The organism is Dactylosporangium sp. NPDC050588, from assembly GCF_040654975.1.
GTDB classification, from domain to species: Bacteria; Actinomycetota; Actinomycetes; order Mycobacteriales; family Micromonosporaceae; genus Dactylosporangium; species Dactylosporangium maewongense.
Window position 1 is genome coordinate 32915 of record NZ_JBFAJA010000065.1, and the last position, 16968, is coordinate 49882.

General features: G+C 70.9%; 16 protein-coding genes. 14 read left to right on the top strand and 2 right to left on the bottom strand.

Annotated features, from left to right (window positions below; all coding sequences use genetic code 11):
* Positions 1-936, bottom strand: a complete 936-nt coding sequence (locus AB0I21_RS37555) for a MerR family transcriptional regulator (RefSeq protein ID WP_360568438.1) — start codon at positions 934-936, stop codon at positions 1-3.
* 58 nt (positions 937-994) lie between these two features.
* Here AB0I21_RS37555 and AB0I21_RS37560 point away from each other — a divergent pair, with 58 nt between their 5' ends.
* The 9 genes from AB0I21_RS37560 to AB0I21_RS37600 all read left to right on the top strand — a co-directional run bounded on the left by AB0I21_RS37560 (position 995) and on the right by AB0I21_RS37600 (position 9726).
* Positions 995-1333 (top strand): hypothetical protein, encoded by a 339-nt coding sequence (locus tag AB0I21_RS37560; RefSeq protein WP_360568440.1) that lies wholly within the window; start codon positions 995-997, stop codon positions 1331-1333.
* Positions 1334-1529: 196 nt separating this feature from the next.
* Positions 1530-2594: a BMP family ABC transporter substrate-binding protein gene (locus tag AB0I21_RS37565; protein WP_360568442.1), complete on the top strand. Its 1065-nt coding sequence runs from the start codon at positions 1530-1532 to the stop codon at positions 2592-2594.
* Between the two features lie 69 nt (positions 2595-2663).
* A complete protein-coding gene (locus tag AB0I21_RS37570) occupies positions 2664-4184 on the top strand; it encodes an ABC transporter ATP-binding protein (RefSeq protein WP_360568444.1) in 1521 nt (506 codons plus the stop codon).
* A gap of 91 nt (positions 4185-4275) precedes the next feature.
* The gene (locus AB0I21_RS37575) at positions 4276-5415 is read left to right on the top strand and encodes an ABC transporter permease (protein WP_360568446.1); all 1140 of its coding nucleotides are present in this window, start codon (positions 4276-4278) and stop codon (positions 5413-5415) included.
* Positions 5412-6662: an ABC transporter permease gene (locus tag AB0I21_RS37580; protein WP_360568448.1), complete on the top strand. Its 1251-nt coding sequence runs from the start codon at positions 5412-5414 to the stop codon at positions 6660-6662. Before AB0I21_RS37575 ends, AB0I21_RS37580 begins: the two co-directional genes overlap by 4 nt.
* Before the next feature lie 2 nt (positions 6663-6664).
* Positions 6665-7369 carry a cytidine deaminase gene (locus AB0I21_RS37585; RefSeq protein ID WP_360568450.1) on the top strand — a complete coding sequence of 235 codons (705 nt, stop codon included), beginning with the start codon at positions 6665-6667 and terminating at the stop codon, positions 7367-7369.
* Positions 7366-8643 carry a thymidine phosphorylase gene (locus AB0I21_RS37590; protein WP_360568452.1) on the top strand — a complete coding sequence of 426 codons (1278 nt, stop codon included), beginning with the start codon at positions 7366-7368 and terminating at the stop codon, positions 8641-8643. The genes AB0I21_RS37585 and AB0I21_RS37590 overlap by 4 nt, the downstream gene beginning before the upstream one ends.
* Positions 8643-9011 carry a cupin domain-containing protein gene (locus tag AB0I21_RS37595; protein WP_344503841.1) on the top strand — a complete coding sequence of 123 codons (369 nt, stop codon included), beginning with the start codon at positions 8643-8645 and terminating at the stop codon, positions 9009-9011. Before AB0I21_RS37590 ends, AB0I21_RS37595 begins: the two co-directional genes overlap by 1 nt.
* 34 nt (positions 9012-9045) lie before the next feature.
* On the top strand, positions 9046-9726 hold the full coding sequence (locus AB0I21_RS37600) for a DUF4272 domain-containing protein (protein WP_344503840.1): 681 nt from the start codon (positions 9046-9048) through the stop codon (positions 9724-9726).
* Here the strand turns inward: AB0I21_RS37600 and AB0I21_RS37605 are convergent.
* Positions 9715-10542 carry a putative RNA methyltransferase gene (locus AB0I21_RS37605; protein WP_360568455.1) on the bottom strand — a complete coding sequence of 276 codons (828 nt, stop codon included), beginning with the start codon at positions 10540-10542 and terminating at the stop codon, positions 9715-9717. The two genes, AB0I21_RS37600 and AB0I21_RS37605, sit on opposite strands and share 12 nt — an antisense overlap.
* Positions 10543-10559: 17 nt before the next feature.
* On the opposite strand from AB0I21_RS37605, the gene AB0I21_RS37610 reads away from it, so the two are divergent.
* The 5 genes from AB0I21_RS37610 to AB0I21_RS37630 all read left to right on the top strand — a co-directional run bounded on the left by AB0I21_RS37610 (position 10560) and on the right by AB0I21_RS37630 (position 16837).
* A complete protein-coding gene (locus tag AB0I21_RS37610) occupies positions 10560-11630 on the top strand; it encodes an adenosine deaminase (RefSeq protein ID WP_360568457.1) in 1071 nt (356 codons plus the stop codon).
* Positions 11631-11930: 300 nt separating this feature from the next.
* On the top strand, positions 11931-15383 hold the full coding sequence (locus AB0I21_RS37615; RefSeq protein ID WP_360568459.1) for a nitrate- and nitrite sensing domain-containing protein: 3453 nt from the start codon (positions 11931-11933) through the stop codon (positions 15381-15383).
* The gene (locus AB0I21_RS37620) at positions 15380-15784 is read left to right on the top strand and encodes a roadblock/LC7 domain-containing protein (protein WP_033358336.1); all 405 of its coding nucleotides are present in this window, start codon (positions 15380-15382) and stop codon (positions 15782-15784) included. The genes AB0I21_RS37615 and AB0I21_RS37620 overlap by 4 nt, the downstream gene beginning before the upstream one ends.
* Positions 15785-15876: 92 nt before the next feature.
* Positions 15877-16254, top strand: coding sequence for a DUF742 domain-containing protein (locus tag AB0I21_RS37625; RefSeq protein WP_033358337.1), 378 nt, complete (start codon positions 15877-15879; stop codon positions 16252-16254).
* On the top strand, positions 16235-16837 hold the full coding sequence (locus AB0I21_RS37630) for an ATP/GTP-binding protein (RefSeq protein ID WP_203848113.1): 603 nt from the start codon (positions 16235-16237) through the stop codon (positions 16835-16837). Before AB0I21_RS37625 ends, AB0I21_RS37630 begins: the two co-directional genes overlap by 20 nt.
* Positions 16838-16968 lie beyond the last annotated feature (131 nt).

Sequence of the window (16968 nt, forward strand, 5' to 3'; positions counted from 1 at the left end):
TCACGCTAACGGGCCGCGGCCCGCCCGGAGGGCGTTCAGGAACCACTCCCACCTGTGCATTGTCGCCGGGATCGGCGGCCATCCATTGATTACGGCCATGAGCTGCCAGTATCGCTCGGCGCGCGGGTCGACGGCGAGGGTGAGCTGGTCGATCAGGAGGTCCCGGTCCTCCTCGGCGACGCCCCACCGCCGCAGGACGGCGGCCACCACGGGGACCGCCTGCGGGCTGCCGGGCGCGACGCCCGCGTCCATGTGCTCGGCGATGTGGCCGGTGAACCACGATATTTCTGACATGTCGGTCGGCGCCAGGCGGCGCTCGTCCGTGGCGAAGCTCCGCTTGCCCATCTCCCGCAGCCGGGCCCGGAAGTCCTGCTCGCGGAGCATCCCGGCCAGCTCGATCCAGGCGTCGATCTGCGCGTCGGTGGGGTCGTCGGGCAGGTCGGGGGAGACGCTGCGCATCCGGGCGCTGAACTGCGCGGCCTCCGGCGACTCCTCGGCCCTGGGCAGCTCCGCGAAGATGCTGTCGAAGAACTCGTCCACGATCCGGCGCCGCTCGTCGGTGCTGGCCTGCGCGATCCGGGTCATCCGGTCCAGCTCGGCCGGGGTCGGGCCGCCCCGCTCCGGGTGCAGGGCCACCGCGCGCAGCGCCGCCCGGCGCAGCCGCAGCACCCGGATCTGCACGCCGATCGCCTCCGCGTGCGCGGCGGCCACCGCGCCCAGGTCCTCGCCCCGGTCCAGGACCCGCTTGATGGTCGCGATGTCCAGTCCGAGCTCCCGCAGGGTGCGCACGAACTCCAGCCGGACCAGCGAGTCGTGGTCGTAGCGCCGGTAGCCTGCGTGCGACCGCTCCGCCTCCGGGACCAGGCCGACGTCGGAGTAGTAGCGGATCGTCTTGACCGGCAGGCCGGACAGCCTGGACAGCTCGCCGATGTTCATGCGGCCCATCGTGGACCCTCCAGCTGCTGGAGAGTCAAGGAGGCGCTACCTTGCGCCAGTGGAACCTTTGCGGCTCATCCTCCTCTATGCCCACCTGATCGGCTTCGCGCTGCTGCTGGGCGGGTCGATCACCCAGTACCTCACCGGCAAGCTGCGGATCAACAACGCGATGCTGTGGGGTGCGATCGTCCAGGTGGTGACCGGCATCGCGCTGTCCGCGCCATTGCGCGACGGCCACGAGCCGCCCACCGCCAAGCTGGTCGTCAAGGGGCTCATCGGCCTGGCGATCTTCGCCATGACCTTCTTCTCGCGCAAGCGCGAGGAGGTCAACCGCGGGCATTTCCTGGCTTTGGTGGGGCTAACGCTCGTTAACGCCGCCGTTGCCGTCTTTTGGTAGCAAGCAGGGCGGTGCAAGATCGATGCCGGTACGCTGGAGGGACCTCTGGCACGTCACGGCCCTATAACGCACTCCTCCCAACCCGGCAGCAAACTGCGGAACTGTCGGTCTGAGGGCGTACGCTCCCGCCGTTGGGATTCACCGCGTTGGGGCGGTGCATTGGTGAAGGGAGACCGTCTTGCGCCGAGTGCGTGGGATGAAGGTTCTCGCGGCCGCCGCGGTGGCGATTGTCGCGTTGGGTGCCATGGCCGCTTGCGGTGACGACAAGGGCAGCGACCCGGGCAGCTCGAGCAGCGGTGGCACCACGACGAAGAAGAACGTCAAGGTCGGCCTCGCGTTCGACATCGGCGGTCGTGGCGACAAGTCGTTCAACGACTCCGCCGCGGCCGGCCTCGACCGGGTCAAGAGTGAGCTCAACCTTGAGGTCAAGGACCTGGCCGCGGTCGCCGGCGAGAGCGAGAACGACAAGTACGCGCGACTGAAGCTGCTCTGCACGACGGGTTACAACCCGGTCATCGCGGTCGGCTTCGTCTACGACGGTGCGGACGCCAAGAACGGCCCGCTCGCGCGCGCCGCGAAGGACTGCCCGAACACCAAGTTCGCCATCGTCGACGGCGGCACCACCGCCGACAACGTGGCCGACCTCGTCTTCGCCGAGGAGCAGGGCTCCTTCCTGGTCGGCGCGGCCGCCGCGCTGAAGACGAAGACCGGCACGGTCGGCTTCATCGGTGGCTGCCAGGTCGACCTGATCAAGAAGTTCGAGGCGGGCTTCGCCGCCGGCGCCAAGGCCGCCAAGGCCGACGTCAAGGTGCTGACGAACTACCTGTCGACCCCGGCCGAGGCCTGCAAGGGCTTCAACGACCCCGCGGGCGGCAAGACCGCCGCGACCGGTATGTACGACCAGAAGGCTGACATCATCTACGCGGCCGCGGGCGGCTCCGGCACCGGCGTCTTCGAGGCCGCCAAGGCCAAGAACGCCCTGGCCATCGGCGTCGACTCCGACCAGTACAACACCGTGACCGACGCCTCGCTCAAGACGGTCATCATGACCTCGATGCTCAAGCGGGTCGACAACGCGGTGTTCAACTTCGTCAAGGACTTCGGCGAGGACAAGTTCAAGGCCGGCCCGACGGTCTTCGACCTCAAGGTCGACGGCGTCGGCTACGCCACCTCCGGCGGCCAGGTCGACGACATCAAGACCAAGCTCGACGAGTTCAAGGCCGACATCGTCTCCGGCAAGATCACGGTGCCGACCAAGTAATCCAGAGCTGGACGTGAGGCGGGGGACTGTGATCCGGTCCCCCGCCATCACTTGTTGAAGGAGCATCTCGTGACCGCGGACCCACCCGCCGTCGAGCTGAAGGGGATCACCAAGCGGTTCCCCGGCGTCGTGGCGAACTCTGACGTCAACCTCACCGTCCGCAAGGGCACGATCCACGCGATCGTCGGTGAGAACGGTGCCGGCAAGTCGACCCTGATGAAGATCCTCTACGGGATGCAGCCGCCGGACGAGGGCGAGATCCTCATCGAGGGCAGCCCGGTGAAGTTCCCGTCGCCCCAGCGCGCGATCGAGGCCGGCATCGGCATGGTGCACCAGCACTTCATGCTGGCCGACAACTTCACGGTCACGGAGAACGTGGTCCTCGGCGCCGAGAAGCTGCACGGCATCGGCGCCCGGGCGAAGCAGAAGATCAGTGAGATCTCCCAGCGGTACGGGCTGGACGTCGACCCCGACGCGCTGGTCGAGGACCTCGGCGTCGGCGACCGCCAGCGGGTCGAGATCCTCAAGGTGCTCTACCGGGGCGCCCGCATCCTCATCCTCGACGAGCCGACCGCGGTGCTGGTCCCGCAGGAGGTCGACGAGCTCTTCGGCAACCTGCGCGAGCTCATCCGCGAGGGCCTGACCGTGCTGTTCATCTCGCACAAGCTGGACGAGGTCCGCGGCGTCGCCGACGACATCACCGTCATCCGGCGCGGCACGACCGTCGCGTCCGTCAAGCCCGACCAGGTCACCGCCCGCCAGCTGGCGACCCTCATGGTCGGCAGCGAGCTGCCCAGCCCCGAGGCCCGCGAGTCGACCGTCACCGAGGTGCCCGTCCTGGTCGTCGAGGGGCTCACGGTCCGCGCCGCCGACGGGCGGCCGATCGTCGACAACGCCTCGTTCACGATCCACAAGGGCGAGGTCGTCGGCATCGCCGGCGTCGAGGGCAACGGCCAGGCCGAGCTCGCCGAGGCGATCATGGGTATGCGCGCCACGACCGGCACCGTCACCCTCGACGGCGACGACGTCTCCGACTGGCCCACCCGCCGGCGCCGCGAGGCGGGCATCGGCTACATCCCGGAGGACCGGCACCGGCAGGGCCTGCTGCTCGACGCGCCGCTGTGGGAGAACCGCATCCTCGGCCACCAGACCGAGCGGCCCAACGCGAGCGGCTTCCTCATCAACGTCGGCGGCGCCCGCCGCGACACCACCCGCATCGTCGCCGAGTACGACGTGCGCACGCCCGGCATCGACGTCGCCGCGGTCGCGCTGTCCGGCGGCAACCAGCAGAAGCTCATCGTCGGCCGGGAGATGAGCCACCAGCCGAAGGTGCTCATCGCCGCCCACCCGACCCGCGGCGTCGACGTCGGTGCCCAGGCCGCGATCTGGGACCACATCCGCAACGCCCGGATCGCCGGCATGGGCGTGCTGCTCATCTCCGCCGATCTCGACGAGCTGATCGGCCTGTCCGATGCGCTGAAGGTGATCTACGGTGGTCGGCTGGTGGCCGACGCCGACCCGTCGACCGTCACCCCCGAGCAGCTCGGCGTCGCCATGACCGGCGCCACAGGTGAGGAGATCCCTTCATGAACGGCTTGGAGTGCAGCGGAGGGGCCGTTCATCATCGGCTCGGTGCTCCGCGTGCCTCGTGGCGGCGCCGCGGCGAGGCGGAGGCGTCGGCATGAGCGCTGTCGCCGCGGTCCGGCGCATCGACATCGGCAAGCTGCTGCCGCAGCTGATCGCACCGGTCGCCGCGCTGATCATCGCCGCCGCGATCTCGTCGATCGCCCTGCTGATCAGCGATAAGGACCCCCTGCTGGCGTTCCAGCACATGTACGAGTTCGGCATGCTGCCGGACACGAAGGTGGAGATCCTCAACAAGGCCAGCGAGCTGTACATCGCCGCGGTCGCCGTCGCGTTCGGCTTCAAGATGGGCCTGTTCAACATCGGCGTCGAGGGCCAGTCGAAGGTCGGCGCGTTCTTCGCCGGCGCCCTGGCCAGCGCGTCGTTCATGGACTGGATGCCCGGCGGGCTGCGCATCGTGCTCATCATCGTCGTCGCGATGATCGTCGGCGCGGCGTGGGCGTCGATCGCCGCGCTGCTCAAGACCCAGCGAGGGGTCAGCGAGGTCATCTCCACGCTGATGCTCAACGCGATCGGTGGCCTGGTCATCACCTGGCTGCTCAACGACCACTGGGGCGTCACCGAGCCCGGCGCGCAGATCAAGACCACCGGCATCCTGAGCGAGGACTCGTGGATGCCCGGCCTGCCGATCATCTCCGGGACCGACCAGAAGGTGCTCGGCTTCTTCGCCGTCGCGGTGGTCCTCGGCGCCGCGTACTGGTTCGTGATCAACCGCACCCGCTTCGGCTTCGACCTGCGGGCCACCGGCTACAACCCGTTCGCGGCGGTCGCCAGCGGCGTCAACGCCAAGCGCATGGTGATCACCGCGATGCTGATCTCCGGCGCCATCGCCGGCCTGGTCAACCTGCCCCGCATGCTGGGCGAGAGCCACACCTACACCGAGGGCTTCGGCGGCATCGGCTTCGCCGGCCTCGCGGTGGCGCTGCTCGGCCGTAACCACCCGATCGGCATGGCGCTCGCCGCGATCCTGTGGGGCTTCCTGGCCAGCTCGCAGATCATCCTGGACATCGACAGCATCCCCAAAGAGATCGTCCTGATCATGCAGGGCGTCACGGTCCTCTCGGTCGTCATCGCCTACGAGCTGGCCGCCCGTATCGGCCGCCGGGCCCAGCAGCGCCGGGTCGGCGTGGCCACCGCCACCGCCGCGCCCGCCCCGGTAGTGGAGGAGGCGAAGTGAGCACCGACACGATGCTCTCCGAGGCGGCGGCGCAGCCTCCGGTCAAGACCAAGGGCCGGCGGATGTCGAGCTGGATGATCATGCTGATCATCTCCGGCGCGCTGATCGGCCTGTCGCTGGTCCACCAGCTCGCCAACGCCCCGGACGTCACCTCGTCGGGCGCCATCCAGGCCGCCCTGCAGGCGGCGGTGCCGCTCGGGCTCGCCGGCCTCGGCGGCCTGTGGGCGGAGCGCGCCGGCGTGGTCAACATCGGCCTCGAGGGTCAGATGATCCTCGGCACCTGGTTCGGCGCGTGGGGCAGCCTGGAGTTCGGCCCGTGGGTCGGGCTGCTCATCGGCATCCTCGGCGGCGCCATCGGCGGGCTCCTGCACGCCGTCGCCACCGTGACCTTCGGCGTCGACCACATCATCTCCGGCGTCGCGATGACGATCCTCGCACCCGGCGTCGTGCGCTACCTGTCCTACATCACCTGGGGCAGCGCCGGCGCCACGCAGTCCCCGCAGGTGCCGCACATCCCCAGGATCTCGGTGCCCGGCGTCAACGGTCTCAAGGGCCTCGAGGAGCACGAGTGGTTCCTGGTGAGCGACGTCGCGGGGGTACTGCGCGGCCTGCTCTACGAGGTGTCGCTGGTGACCATCCTCGCCGTGCTGCTGATCCCGCTGACCTGGTGGCTGCTCTGGCGCACCTCGTTCGGCCTGCGGGTGCGCTCCGTCGGTGAGGACCCGCACGCGGCGGAGAGCCTCGGCCTCAACGTCTACCGCTACAAGTACTACGGTGTGGTCATCTCCGGCGCGATGGCCGGCCTCGGCGGCGTGTACCTGTCCACCGTCACCTCCGCGATCTACCGCGAGGGGCAGACCGGCGGCCGCGGCTACATCGGCCTCGCCGCGATGATCTTCGGCAACTGGCGGCCGGGCGGCCTCGCCGTCGGCGCCTCCCTGTTCGGCTACACCGACGCGCTGCAGCTGCGGCGGGGCAGTGAGTCCGTGCACGCCCTGCTCATCCTGGTCGGCGCTCTGCTGCTCGCCCTGGCGGTGTGGGAGTTCATCCGGCGCAACCGGCTCGTGGCGGTCGCTTCCGCCGTCCTCGGCGTCCTTTCCTACGTATTGTTCTTCTCCGTGGACAAGATCCCGACCGCGCTGGTGCAGGCGGCGCCCTACATCACCGTGCTGGTCGTGCTGGCGCTCGCGGCGCAACGACTCAGGCCACCGGCCGCGGACGGCAAACCGTTCCGGCGGGGAGGCTGAGCGTGACGGACGTCGACTGGGTGGCGCTGCGACAGGCGGCGGTCACCGTGATGGCGCGCGCCTACGCGCCGTACTCGAAGTTTCCGGTGGGCGCGGCGGCGCTCGTCGACGACGGCAGGATCGTCGTGGGCTGCAACGTCGAGAACGCCTCCTACGGCCTCGGCCTGTGCGCCGAGTGCGGCCTGGTGTCCAACCTGCAGGTCACCGGCGGTGGCCGGCTGATCGCCCTGGCGTGCGTCGACGGCGACGGGCGGCCGCTCATGCCGTGCGGCCGGTGCCGGCAGCTGCTGTGGGAGCACGGCGGCGCGGACTGCCTCATCGACCACGCCGACGGCCCGCTGCCGATGACCGCGCTGCTGCCGCACGCCTTCGACGACACGGACCTGGGGCGGATCGCCCCGGCCGGTCCTTCCGTCCCGGCCGCGCTCGCCCTGAAGGTCGGCGCCGGCACGGTGTTCGTACACCCTGACATCGCCGACGGCAGGCAGGTCTGGACCGCCTACTGGGAGCGCTCGTCCGGCGCCGCGGAAAGCGAGCCGGCGGGCATCCTGGAGGAGGGCCCGACCTGGGCCACCGCCGACGAGGGGGTCGCCTGGGGCCGGGTCCGCACGTCGCGGGTGATCGTCGTCGACGCCCAGGGCACCGCCAGATGGGCCGGGGAGGCTCCCCGGCCGGCCGGCATCGAGCAGGACTGGAGTGCGGCATGAGCTTCGCGGCCGTGGACGTCATCCGCGCCAAGCGGGACAAGGGCATGCTCAGCGACGAGCAGATCGACTGGGTCGTCGACGCCTACACCAAGGGTGTCGTCGCCGACGAGCAGATGTCGGCACTGGCGATGGCGATCCTGCTCAACGGCATGACCGCCGGCGAGATCGCCCGCTGGACCGCCGCCATGATCGCGTCGGGGGAGCGGCTGGACCTGTCCGGGGTCGGCCGCCCGACCGTCGACAAGCACTCCACCGGCGGCGTCGGCGACAAGATCACGCTGCCGCTGACCCCGCTCGTCGCGGCGTGCGGCGCGGCGGTGCCGCAGCTGTCCGGCCGCGGGCTGGGCCACACCGGCGGGACCCTCGACAAGCTCGAGGCGGTCGCCGGGTTCGGCACCAAGCTGTCCAACGAGGCGTTCGTCGAGCAGCTGCGCACGGTCGGCGCCGCGATCTGCGCCGCGGGGGAGGGCCTCGCGCCCGCCGACCGGAAGCTGTACGCGCTGCGCGACGTCACCGGCACCGTCGAGGCGATCCCGCTGATCGCCAGCTCGATCATGAGCAAGAAGATCGCGGAGGGCACCGGCGCGCTGGTCCTGGACGTGAAGTTCGGCTCCGGCGCCTTCATGCGCGAGGTCTCCGACGCGCGCGAGCTGGCCCGCACCATGGTCGAGCTCGGCAAGGCCCACGGCGTGACCACCGTCGCCCTGCTCACCGACATGGAGGTGCCGCTCGGCCGGACCGTCGGGCACTCCGTGGAGGTCGAGGAGTCCCTGGAGGTGCTCGCCGGCGGCGGGCCGCAGGACGTGGTCGCGCTGACCCTGGCCCTCGCCCGGGAGATGCTGGACGCGGCGGGGCTCGGCGACGCCGACCCGCAGGCCGCGATCGCCGACGGGCGGGCCATGGACTCCTGGCGGGCCCTCGTGCGGGCCCAGGGCGGCGACCCGGACGCGCCGCTGCCGGTGGCGCACGAGGTCGAGACGATCACCGCCGACGCCGACGGCTTCGTCGCCACCATGGACGCCTACGCCGTCGGCGTGGCCGCCTGGCGCCTCGGCGCGGGCCGCGCCCGCAAGGAGGACCCGGTCAGCGCGTCGGCCGGCATCGTCCTGCACCGCAAGCCCGGCGAGGCGGTCCGGGCCGGTGACGTGATCATGGAGCTGCGGGCCGAGGACGCCGGCAAGCTTCCGGCGGCGCTGGCCGTGGCCCGCGACGCGGTCACGCTGTCGGAAACGCCGCCACCCTCCCGACCGCTGATTCTCGACAGGATCTCCTGATGCCCGAACTGATCAAGGCCCCCACCCAGATCCCCGTCCCCGGCGGCAAGATCATCGACGAGTACGTCGGCCGGGTCAACTCCGGCGAGTCCGCGACGTCGATCGCCAAGATGATCGCCCCGGGTGGCTGGACCGAGCCGTTCCAGACGCCCGAGTTCGACGAGTTCACGATCGTGCTCCGCGGCACCGTCAGAGTCGAGCACGACGGCGGCCACTTCGACGTCACCGCAGGTCAGGCGATCGTCACTCGGGCGGGGGAACGCGTCAGGTACACCACCCCCACCGCGGACGGCGCCGAGTACGTCGCGGTCTGCCTGCCCGCCTTCGCCCCCGACCTCGCCCGCCGGGATCCTGAGGGCGACTCCTAGAGACACTGCTGGATCCGGCGGCTACAGTGCCCGGGTGACCGTGACGTCGCCGGATCCGCAGCGGGTGCGGGAGGCGAGCCTCGAAGAGCTGCACCGCCTGCGGCTCCCTCTACCACCGCCCAACTTCCCGCTCGCCTGGGAGCCCGGCGACCTGGTGGAGCTGCGTCCCGGTGCGGAGATCGAGGTGCGCGCGGCGATCCTCAACGTCGTGCTCGCCCGGGTCGCCGGCATGCCGCCGGAGCTCGCGACGCACTGGCTGGACCGGTCGGGGCTGCAGGACCGCCTGACCGGGCCGGAGTGGCAGTTCGTGGCCGAGGGCGACGGCGACGAGCGGTCCTTCGCGCTGCACCTGGAGGCGCTCTTCGCGCTGGCCTGGCTGCTGGGCATCGCCATGGACCTCGATCCGCTGCTGCCCTCCGCCGACGGGCTCATGGAGCGGCTGCCCAACCTGCCGCAGGGCGAGACCTTCTCGGCGTGGCGGCAGCGCACCCTGGCCGCGCCGCGGGGTGCGGGTGACGCCGCGGCGCAGCTCGACCTCTATTACTGCCTGGACTGGTCCTATCTGGAGGCGGAGCGGCGGCGGCTGCCGCTGCCCGGGCAGCTCGACTCCAACGCCGTCGGCCAGCGCCGCTGGGCCCTCGAGTGGGCGGTGGTCTTCACCGGGCCGTACCACGGCGACCCGCCCGGATGGGAAGAGGTCGACCTATCCACCTGAGCGCCAGGTGCTCAGGCGCACCTCCAGCGTCGCGGTGATCGGCTCGGGCATCCCCGCCAGGGTGGCGGTCACCGCGGCCGGGTCGGTGTGCCACGCGCTCGGACCCATCCCGACCAGGGCCGCCGCGGCCGCGCGGTCCAGCGCCAGGGTGGCCCGCAGCGGCACCTCGTCCACCTGCGTGAGCCAGGGGCGCAGGCTCGCCGCGAGCCGCTCCGGCTTCGCCGGGTCGACGCCGACCATGCCCAGCGCCGCCACCAGCTCGGCGAGGTGCCCGGGCGCCGGGGTGACCACCACGGCGACGCCGCCGGGGCGCAGCACGCGGGCGAACTCCGCGCCCGACCTCGGCGCGAAGATGTCGAGGATCACATCGGCGGCCGCGTCGCGGATCGGCAGGCCCTGCCACACGTCGGCGCGCACCGCGCCGATGCGGGGGTCGGCCCGGGCCGCGCGGCGCAGCGCCGCCTTCGACACGTCCACGGCGAGACCGACCCTGTCCGGGCCGAGGGCCCGCGCCAGGTAGCGGCCGGTCCCGGCCCCCACCTCGACGATCAGGCCCGCTCCCGGTACACCTGCCGCCGCTGCCGCGACGGCGTCGGACACGACGTCGAAGTGCCCGGCCTCCAGGAGGGCCTCCCGGGCGGTCACCATCTCGGCGCTGTCGCCGGTGTGCACCGACCGGCCCGCGGTCAGGTCGACATAACCCTGTCGTGCGATGTCGAACGAATGGCCCGCGGCGCAGCGCAGCGCCCGATCGGCGGCGGTGAGCGGGCCGGCGCAGACCGGACACCGCAGATGTGTGATGACGGAGGCGTGCACGCTACTAGTGTCGTTCCATGGTTGCACCCACCTACGACGAGATCCGTCGCGCGCCGAAAGCCCTCCTCCACGACCACCTCGACGGCGGCCTGCGCCCCGCCACCATCCTCGACCTCGCCGCCGGCATCGGCCACGAGCTGCCCGCCGCGACCCCGGAGGGCCTCGGGGAGTGGTTCGTCGCGGCGGCCGACTCCGGTTCGCTGGAGCGCTACCTGGAGACCTTCGCCCACACGGTCGCCGTGATGCAGACCCGGGAGTCCCTGGTCCGGGTCGCCAGGGAGTGCGCCCTGGACCTCGCCGCCGACGGCGTGGTCTACGCCGAGGTGCGCTTCGCGCCGGAGCAGCACCTGGCCCAGGGCCTCGCGCTGGCCGAGGTGGTGGAGGCGGTCCTCGACGGCTTCCGCGAGGGCTCCGCCGAGGCGGCGGCCGCCGGCAACCCGATCCGGGTCGGCACGCTGCTGACCGCGATGCGGCACGCGGCCCGCTCGATGGAGATCGCCGAGCTGTCGGTGCAGTACCGCGACGCGGGCGTGGTCGGCTTCGACATCGCCGGGGCGGAGGCCGGATACCCGCCCACCCGGCACCTCGACGCCTTCGAATACCTCCAGCGCGAGAACTCGCATTTCACCATCCACGCCGGCGAGGCGTTCGGGCTGCCATCGATCTGGCAGGCCATCCAGTGGTGCGGCGCCGACCGGCTCGGACACGGTGTGCGCATCGTCGACGACGTCGCGGCCGACAATTCCCTCGGCCGGCTCGCCGCGTACGTGCGGGACAAGCGCATTCCGCTCGAGCTCTGCCCGTCGTCCAACGTCCAGACCGGCGCCGCCGCCTCGATCCGGGAGCACCCGATCGGGTTGCTGCGTGACCTGCGCTTCAGGGTCACGGTCAACACCGACAACCGGCTGATGAGCGGCACCTCGATGAGCCGCGAGATGGCGCTGCTGGTCGAGGCCTTCGGCTACGGGTGGTCCGAGTTGCAGTGGTTCACGGTGAATGCAATGAAGAGCGCTTTCATTCCGTTTGATGAGCGGCTGGCGTTGATCAACGAGGTGATCAAGCCCGCATACGCGAAGTTGATGTCGTAATTTTGTACCGATTTGTCAGCCGTCATCATCTGCGTGCATCGGGTAAATCGCCCAGCGTAGGGGGATGATCGGCTGAACTTACCGTCAAACGGACTTTTTTCTTCATGCGGAACATAACGGCTAGCGGGAGGCCTGGGCTTTCTTCTTGCGACGGGACATGGTGGAATCTCGGAGGTCTGGCCCAGTAGGGTCGGCCGGTCGCGGGTGCCTGCTGATGCACAAGGCCCCGGTTCGGAGGGCGGTGAAGTGAGCAAACGGCCAACGACGCGGGAGCCGGTCTCGTCGCGTCTGCGTCTCCCGGTGGGCCGGCTCCGAGACCTGCCGATCTGGTCGAAGCTCGGCCTGATCATGATCGTCCCGATCATCGCGACGATCGTGGTCGGCACCAACGGTCTCGTCGACAACATCGGTGACGCCAACGACGCGGACCGGGCCCGCACCCTGTCGGGGCTGTCGGCCAAGGCCTCCTCGCTCGTCCACGAGCTGCAGAGCGAGCGCGCCAACGCCGCGCTCCTGCTCGGCGTGCTCGACCAGCAGGGCAGCGTCGAGGCCCGCGCCACCTTCGAGCGGCAGATCCAGAAGACCGAGGACACGAGCAAGGAATACCGGCTCACCCGGTCCGGCCTGGCCGACCCGCCCGAGGACTTCCGCAAGCAGCTCGCCTCGATCGACACCCAGCTGCTCGACCTGCCGGGGATGCGCAAGCAGATCTCCGAAGGCGGCAAGGACATCCTGGCCAGCACCGTCGTCAGCCGGTATCGGACGCTGATCGACGACCTGCTGAGCATCCGCGACGCCGCCGCCGAGCTGTCCAACAACCCGGCCCTCGGCGCCGACATGCGCGCAGCAGCCGCGATCTCCGAGATGAAGGAGCAGGTCTCCCTCGAGCGGGTCGTCGTGCTGCGGGTCCTGACGACCAGGAAGTTCACGCCGCAGCTGCGCAAGGAGTTCGACTCCGCGCTCAACGGCCAGGATCAGGCCGAGGAGCAGTTCCGGGTCGTCTCCGAGCCGTGGCACCGCGACCTCTTCGACAAGAAGATCGCCGGCTCCGACCTGCGCGAGGCCGCGAAGTTCGAGGGCCAGCTCACCCCGCTCACCGGCGAGGACCTGCCCCAGACCGGCCTGCCCACCGCGGCCGCGTGGGACAACTCGATGGTCAACAAGGCCAACCTGCTGCGCGGCATCGAGGTCGAGTTCGACGAGCACAACATCGAGAGCGCGACCGCGCACCGCAACGACCTGCAGCGCCAGGTGCTCGTCACCGCCGGCGCCCTGCTCGGCATGCTGCTGCTGGCCATCCTCTTCGCCTGGATCGTGGCCCGGTCCATGGCCCGCTCGCTGCGGGAGCTGCGCCACGGCGCGCTGACCGTCGCGCAGTACGGGCTGCCCCAGGCCGTGCAGCGACTGCGCGACCCGGCCCTGGCCGGTCAGATGTCGCCGCACCAACTGGCACTGCAGATCGCCGAGCCACTACCGGTCCGCAGCCGCGACGAGTTCGGCCAGGTGGCCGAGGCGTTCAACGCCGTCCACCTGGAAGCCGTCCGCACCGCCGCCGAGCAGGCCGCACTGCGGGCCAGCGTCGCGACGATGTTCGTCAACCTCGCCCGCCGCTCCCAGATCCTGGTCGACCGGCTCATCGGTCACCTCGACCGGCTCGAGCGCGGCGAGGAGGACCCGGACCGGCTGGCCGAGCTCTTCCAGCTCGACCACCTCGCCACCCGGATGCGCCGTAACGACGAGAACCTCCTGGTCCTCGCCGGTGCCGACTCGACCCGTATCCAGCGCGAGCCCGCGCCGCTCATGGACGTGCTCCGCGCCGCGCAGTCCGAGGTCGAGCACTACACGCGCATCGAGTTCGGCATGATCGACCGGGACATCGAGATCGCGGCCCACTCGGTCAACGACATGGTCCACCTGGTCGCCGAACTGCTCGACAACGCGACCGCCTTCTCCCCGCCGGACTCGGCGGTCATCGTGGAGGCCCGCCGCGTCGGCGACCGCGCCGTCCTGCTGGTCGAGGACCACGGCATCGGCGTCTCGCCCGAGCAGCTCAACGAGCTCAACGAGCGCCTCGCCAACCCGCCGATGGTCGACGTCGCCGTCTCCCGGATGATGGGCCTCGTCGTGGTCGCCCGGCTGGCCGCCCGGCACGGCGTCAAGGTCGAGCTGCGGGCCGCGCGCGAGCGCGGCACCATCGCCGACATGACGCTGCCCGCCGGCGTCCTCGTGCCGCGGGCCCTGTCCGGCCGCGCCAACGCCGGCATGCCGACCGCCGGTATGCCCGCCGTCGGCCCCAACGACACGGTCCAGGCCCGGCCGATCCCGTCGACGCCCGCGCCGCGCTCCCCGCTCGCCTCGCCGCTCGCCCTGGAGAGCGGGCCGGCGACCGTGGGCGGCCCGGCCGGTGGCGGCAACGGCGGCGGTCCGCGCTTCGGGACGCTGACCAGCAGCGGCCTCTTCGGCTCCGGCCCGCACACCGGCGAGCGGCCGACGGTCAACGGCTTCGCCAACGGCACCCCGCCGCGCCGCGAGACGCCCCCCGCCGCGTTCCATGACAGCTTCGGTGGTGCGAACCCCTCCGGCCCGCCGCCGCGTGACAGCTTCGCCGGCGGTCCCAGCGGGGCCTTCCCCCGCATCGACCCGCGCGACGCCGGTCCCGGTCCGCGCGACGGTGGTGGCTTCGGCCCCCGCCCGCCGGCCCAGCAGGGTCCCGGTGCCGGTCGCAGCCTGCCCGCCTGGTCGGACCTGACCGGTGTCGGCGGCGAGCAGCCCGAGGAGCGCCGGACGCCCGGTGACCTCAACCCGCTGCCGCAGCGCCGCGCCAACGAGAACTGGACCGTCGAGGGCGAGGTCGCCGAGGAAGAGGTCAGCGGCCAGATCCCGCGGCAGCGTCCCGAGGCGTCCGACCCGCGCGGCTATGACGTCCCCGCGGCGTACGCCGCCGGTGGCCCGCCGCCCCCGGCCGCGGCGGCACCGCCCGCCTGGCCGCCGGTCTCGTCGGGGCCGCAGCAGCAGCCCGACCGGTTCGCGGCGCAGCCGCCCGCTCCGGCTCCCGCGGCCGCTTCCGCCGATCCGTACGCGCCGGTGGACATGACGGCGGAGATCCCGCGGGTCCGGCTCGACTGGGACCCGGCGTCCTCCGAAAGCGATGCCGGCGACTCCCGCCAGCGCTTCGTCGACGAGACGATGGAGCTGCCGATCTTCCGCGAGCTGGAGTCGGCCTGGTTCCAGAGCACCAGCAAGCGCCCGACCTTCGACGACGAGCCTGTCGCCGCCGCCGCCCCGGCCGCGCCCGCCGCGCCGGCGCCGGCGTCCAACGGCGCTTCGACGCGGCCGGTCGAGGTGACCTACAGCGACACGGCATACGTGCCTCCGCAGCGATTTGAAACCCGGGTTCCGGGTGAAGCTTCGCGAGGTTCGGCCGACCGGGCGACCGGCGGTTCGGCGGTAAACTGGCAGACTGCGGCAGACGAAGGATGGCAGGCGGCCGCCGCACTCGCCCAGGAGCAGGAATTTGCGAAGACCGACACGGGTTTGCCAAAACGCGTGCCGCAAGCGCAACTGGTCCCGGGCGGGGTGGAGAAGAACCCCGCCACGGTCCACCGGCGCACGCCGGAGTCCGTGCGTGGTCTGTTGTCCGCTTATCACCGAGGCGTTCAGCGCGGCCGCACCCGGTCCGACGACTCGAAAACCCCGGAGCCCACTTCGGCCGGGCCTCAAAACTCGCAGGTTGGCAAGGAGCAAGAGGCATGACATCTACACAGGATCTCGGTTGGCTACTGGCCAATTTCGCAGACCGGGTGCCGGGCGTCGCCCACGCGGTAGCCGTCTCGGCGGACGGTCTGCTGCTGGCCGCCTCTCGTGACCTGCCGCGCGACCGTGGCGACCAGCTCGCCGCGATCGCTTCCGGTCTGGTGAGCCTCACGCAGGGCGCCTCCCGCTGCTTCGAGGGCGGGGCGGTGCTGCAGACCGTCGTCGAGATGGACAACGGCTTCCTCTTCCTCATGTCGATCTCCGACGGCTCCTCGTTCGCGGTCCTCGCGGCCCGGGCGTGTGACGTCGGTCAGGTCGGCTACGAGATGGCGCTGCTGGTCGACCGGGTCGGTGACGCATTGACGCCGCCACCCCGGCCGACGGCATCGATGCTCGGCTGAAACTGAACTAGGTGCTTTCCGCTTTAGCGCATGACGCAATAACTGTTGACGCTGTTGACGAGGCCCGACGAGTGAGGAGGTGAACGGCGACCATGGCCGAGCGCGATGAACCAACCGGCGCGTTGGTCAGGCCGTACGCCGTCACCCGAGGTCGCACCCGGCCCAAGCTGGACATCGCGATCGAGGCGCTGGTCGAGACCACCGTGCGGGGTCGCGCGGCCAACTCTCGGCCGGGCGGCGCTCACGGACAAGAACAGCAATACATTTCAACGCTTTGCGACGGTCGCCTGCAGTCTCTCGCTGAGATCGCGGCGCGCATGCAGCTTCCGCTGGGTGTCGCGCGGGTCATTGTGGCGGACATGGCTGCCGACGGACTCGTCGCGGTGTACGAGCCGACCTCGCTCGACGAAAACGAGTCGGTGGGCACAGAACTGCTTGAGAGGGTGCTGAGTGGACTTCGGAGGCTCTGACGTGGCAGTCCGCCCAGGGCGGGTCACGTCAGCGAAGATCGTCATCGCCGGAGGGTTCGGCGTGGGCAAGACCACACTGGTCGGCTCGGTCTCGGAGATCACGCCGCTGACCACCGAGGCCATCATGACGTCCGCCGGCGTCGGTGTGGATGACACCCGCAATGTCCCCGGCAAGACGACGACCACGGTCGCGATGGACTTCGGTCGTATCTCGATCGACCGTGACCTGATCCTGTACCTGTTCGGCACCCCGGGCCAGACCCGCTTCTGGTTCATGTGGGACGAACTGGTCCGGGGCGCCATCGGCGCTGTCGTCATGGTGGACACCCGGCGCCTCGCCGACTGTTTCGCCGCGATCGACTTCTTCGAGCACCGGCGCCTGCCGTACCTCGTCGCGATCAACTGCTTCGACGGCGTGCAGTACCACAACGCCGACGACGTCCGCGAGGCCCTGGCCATCTCCAGCGACGTCCCGGTCGTCTCGTGCGACGCCCGTTCCCGCGAGTCGACGAAGAACGTCCTCATCTCGCTCGTCGAGTACGTCCTCTCGATGCGCCGCACCCGGGCCACCGCCCCCGCGTAACGCACCACCCCCTCTCCAGCACCTCACCGCGCGCACCGTCGCCGCCTCCTCAGCAGGGCGGCCACGGTGCGCGCGCCATTTCCACCCAGTCTGTCGGTGGGCATGCGGGCCGCCTGGGTTCTCTGACGGGT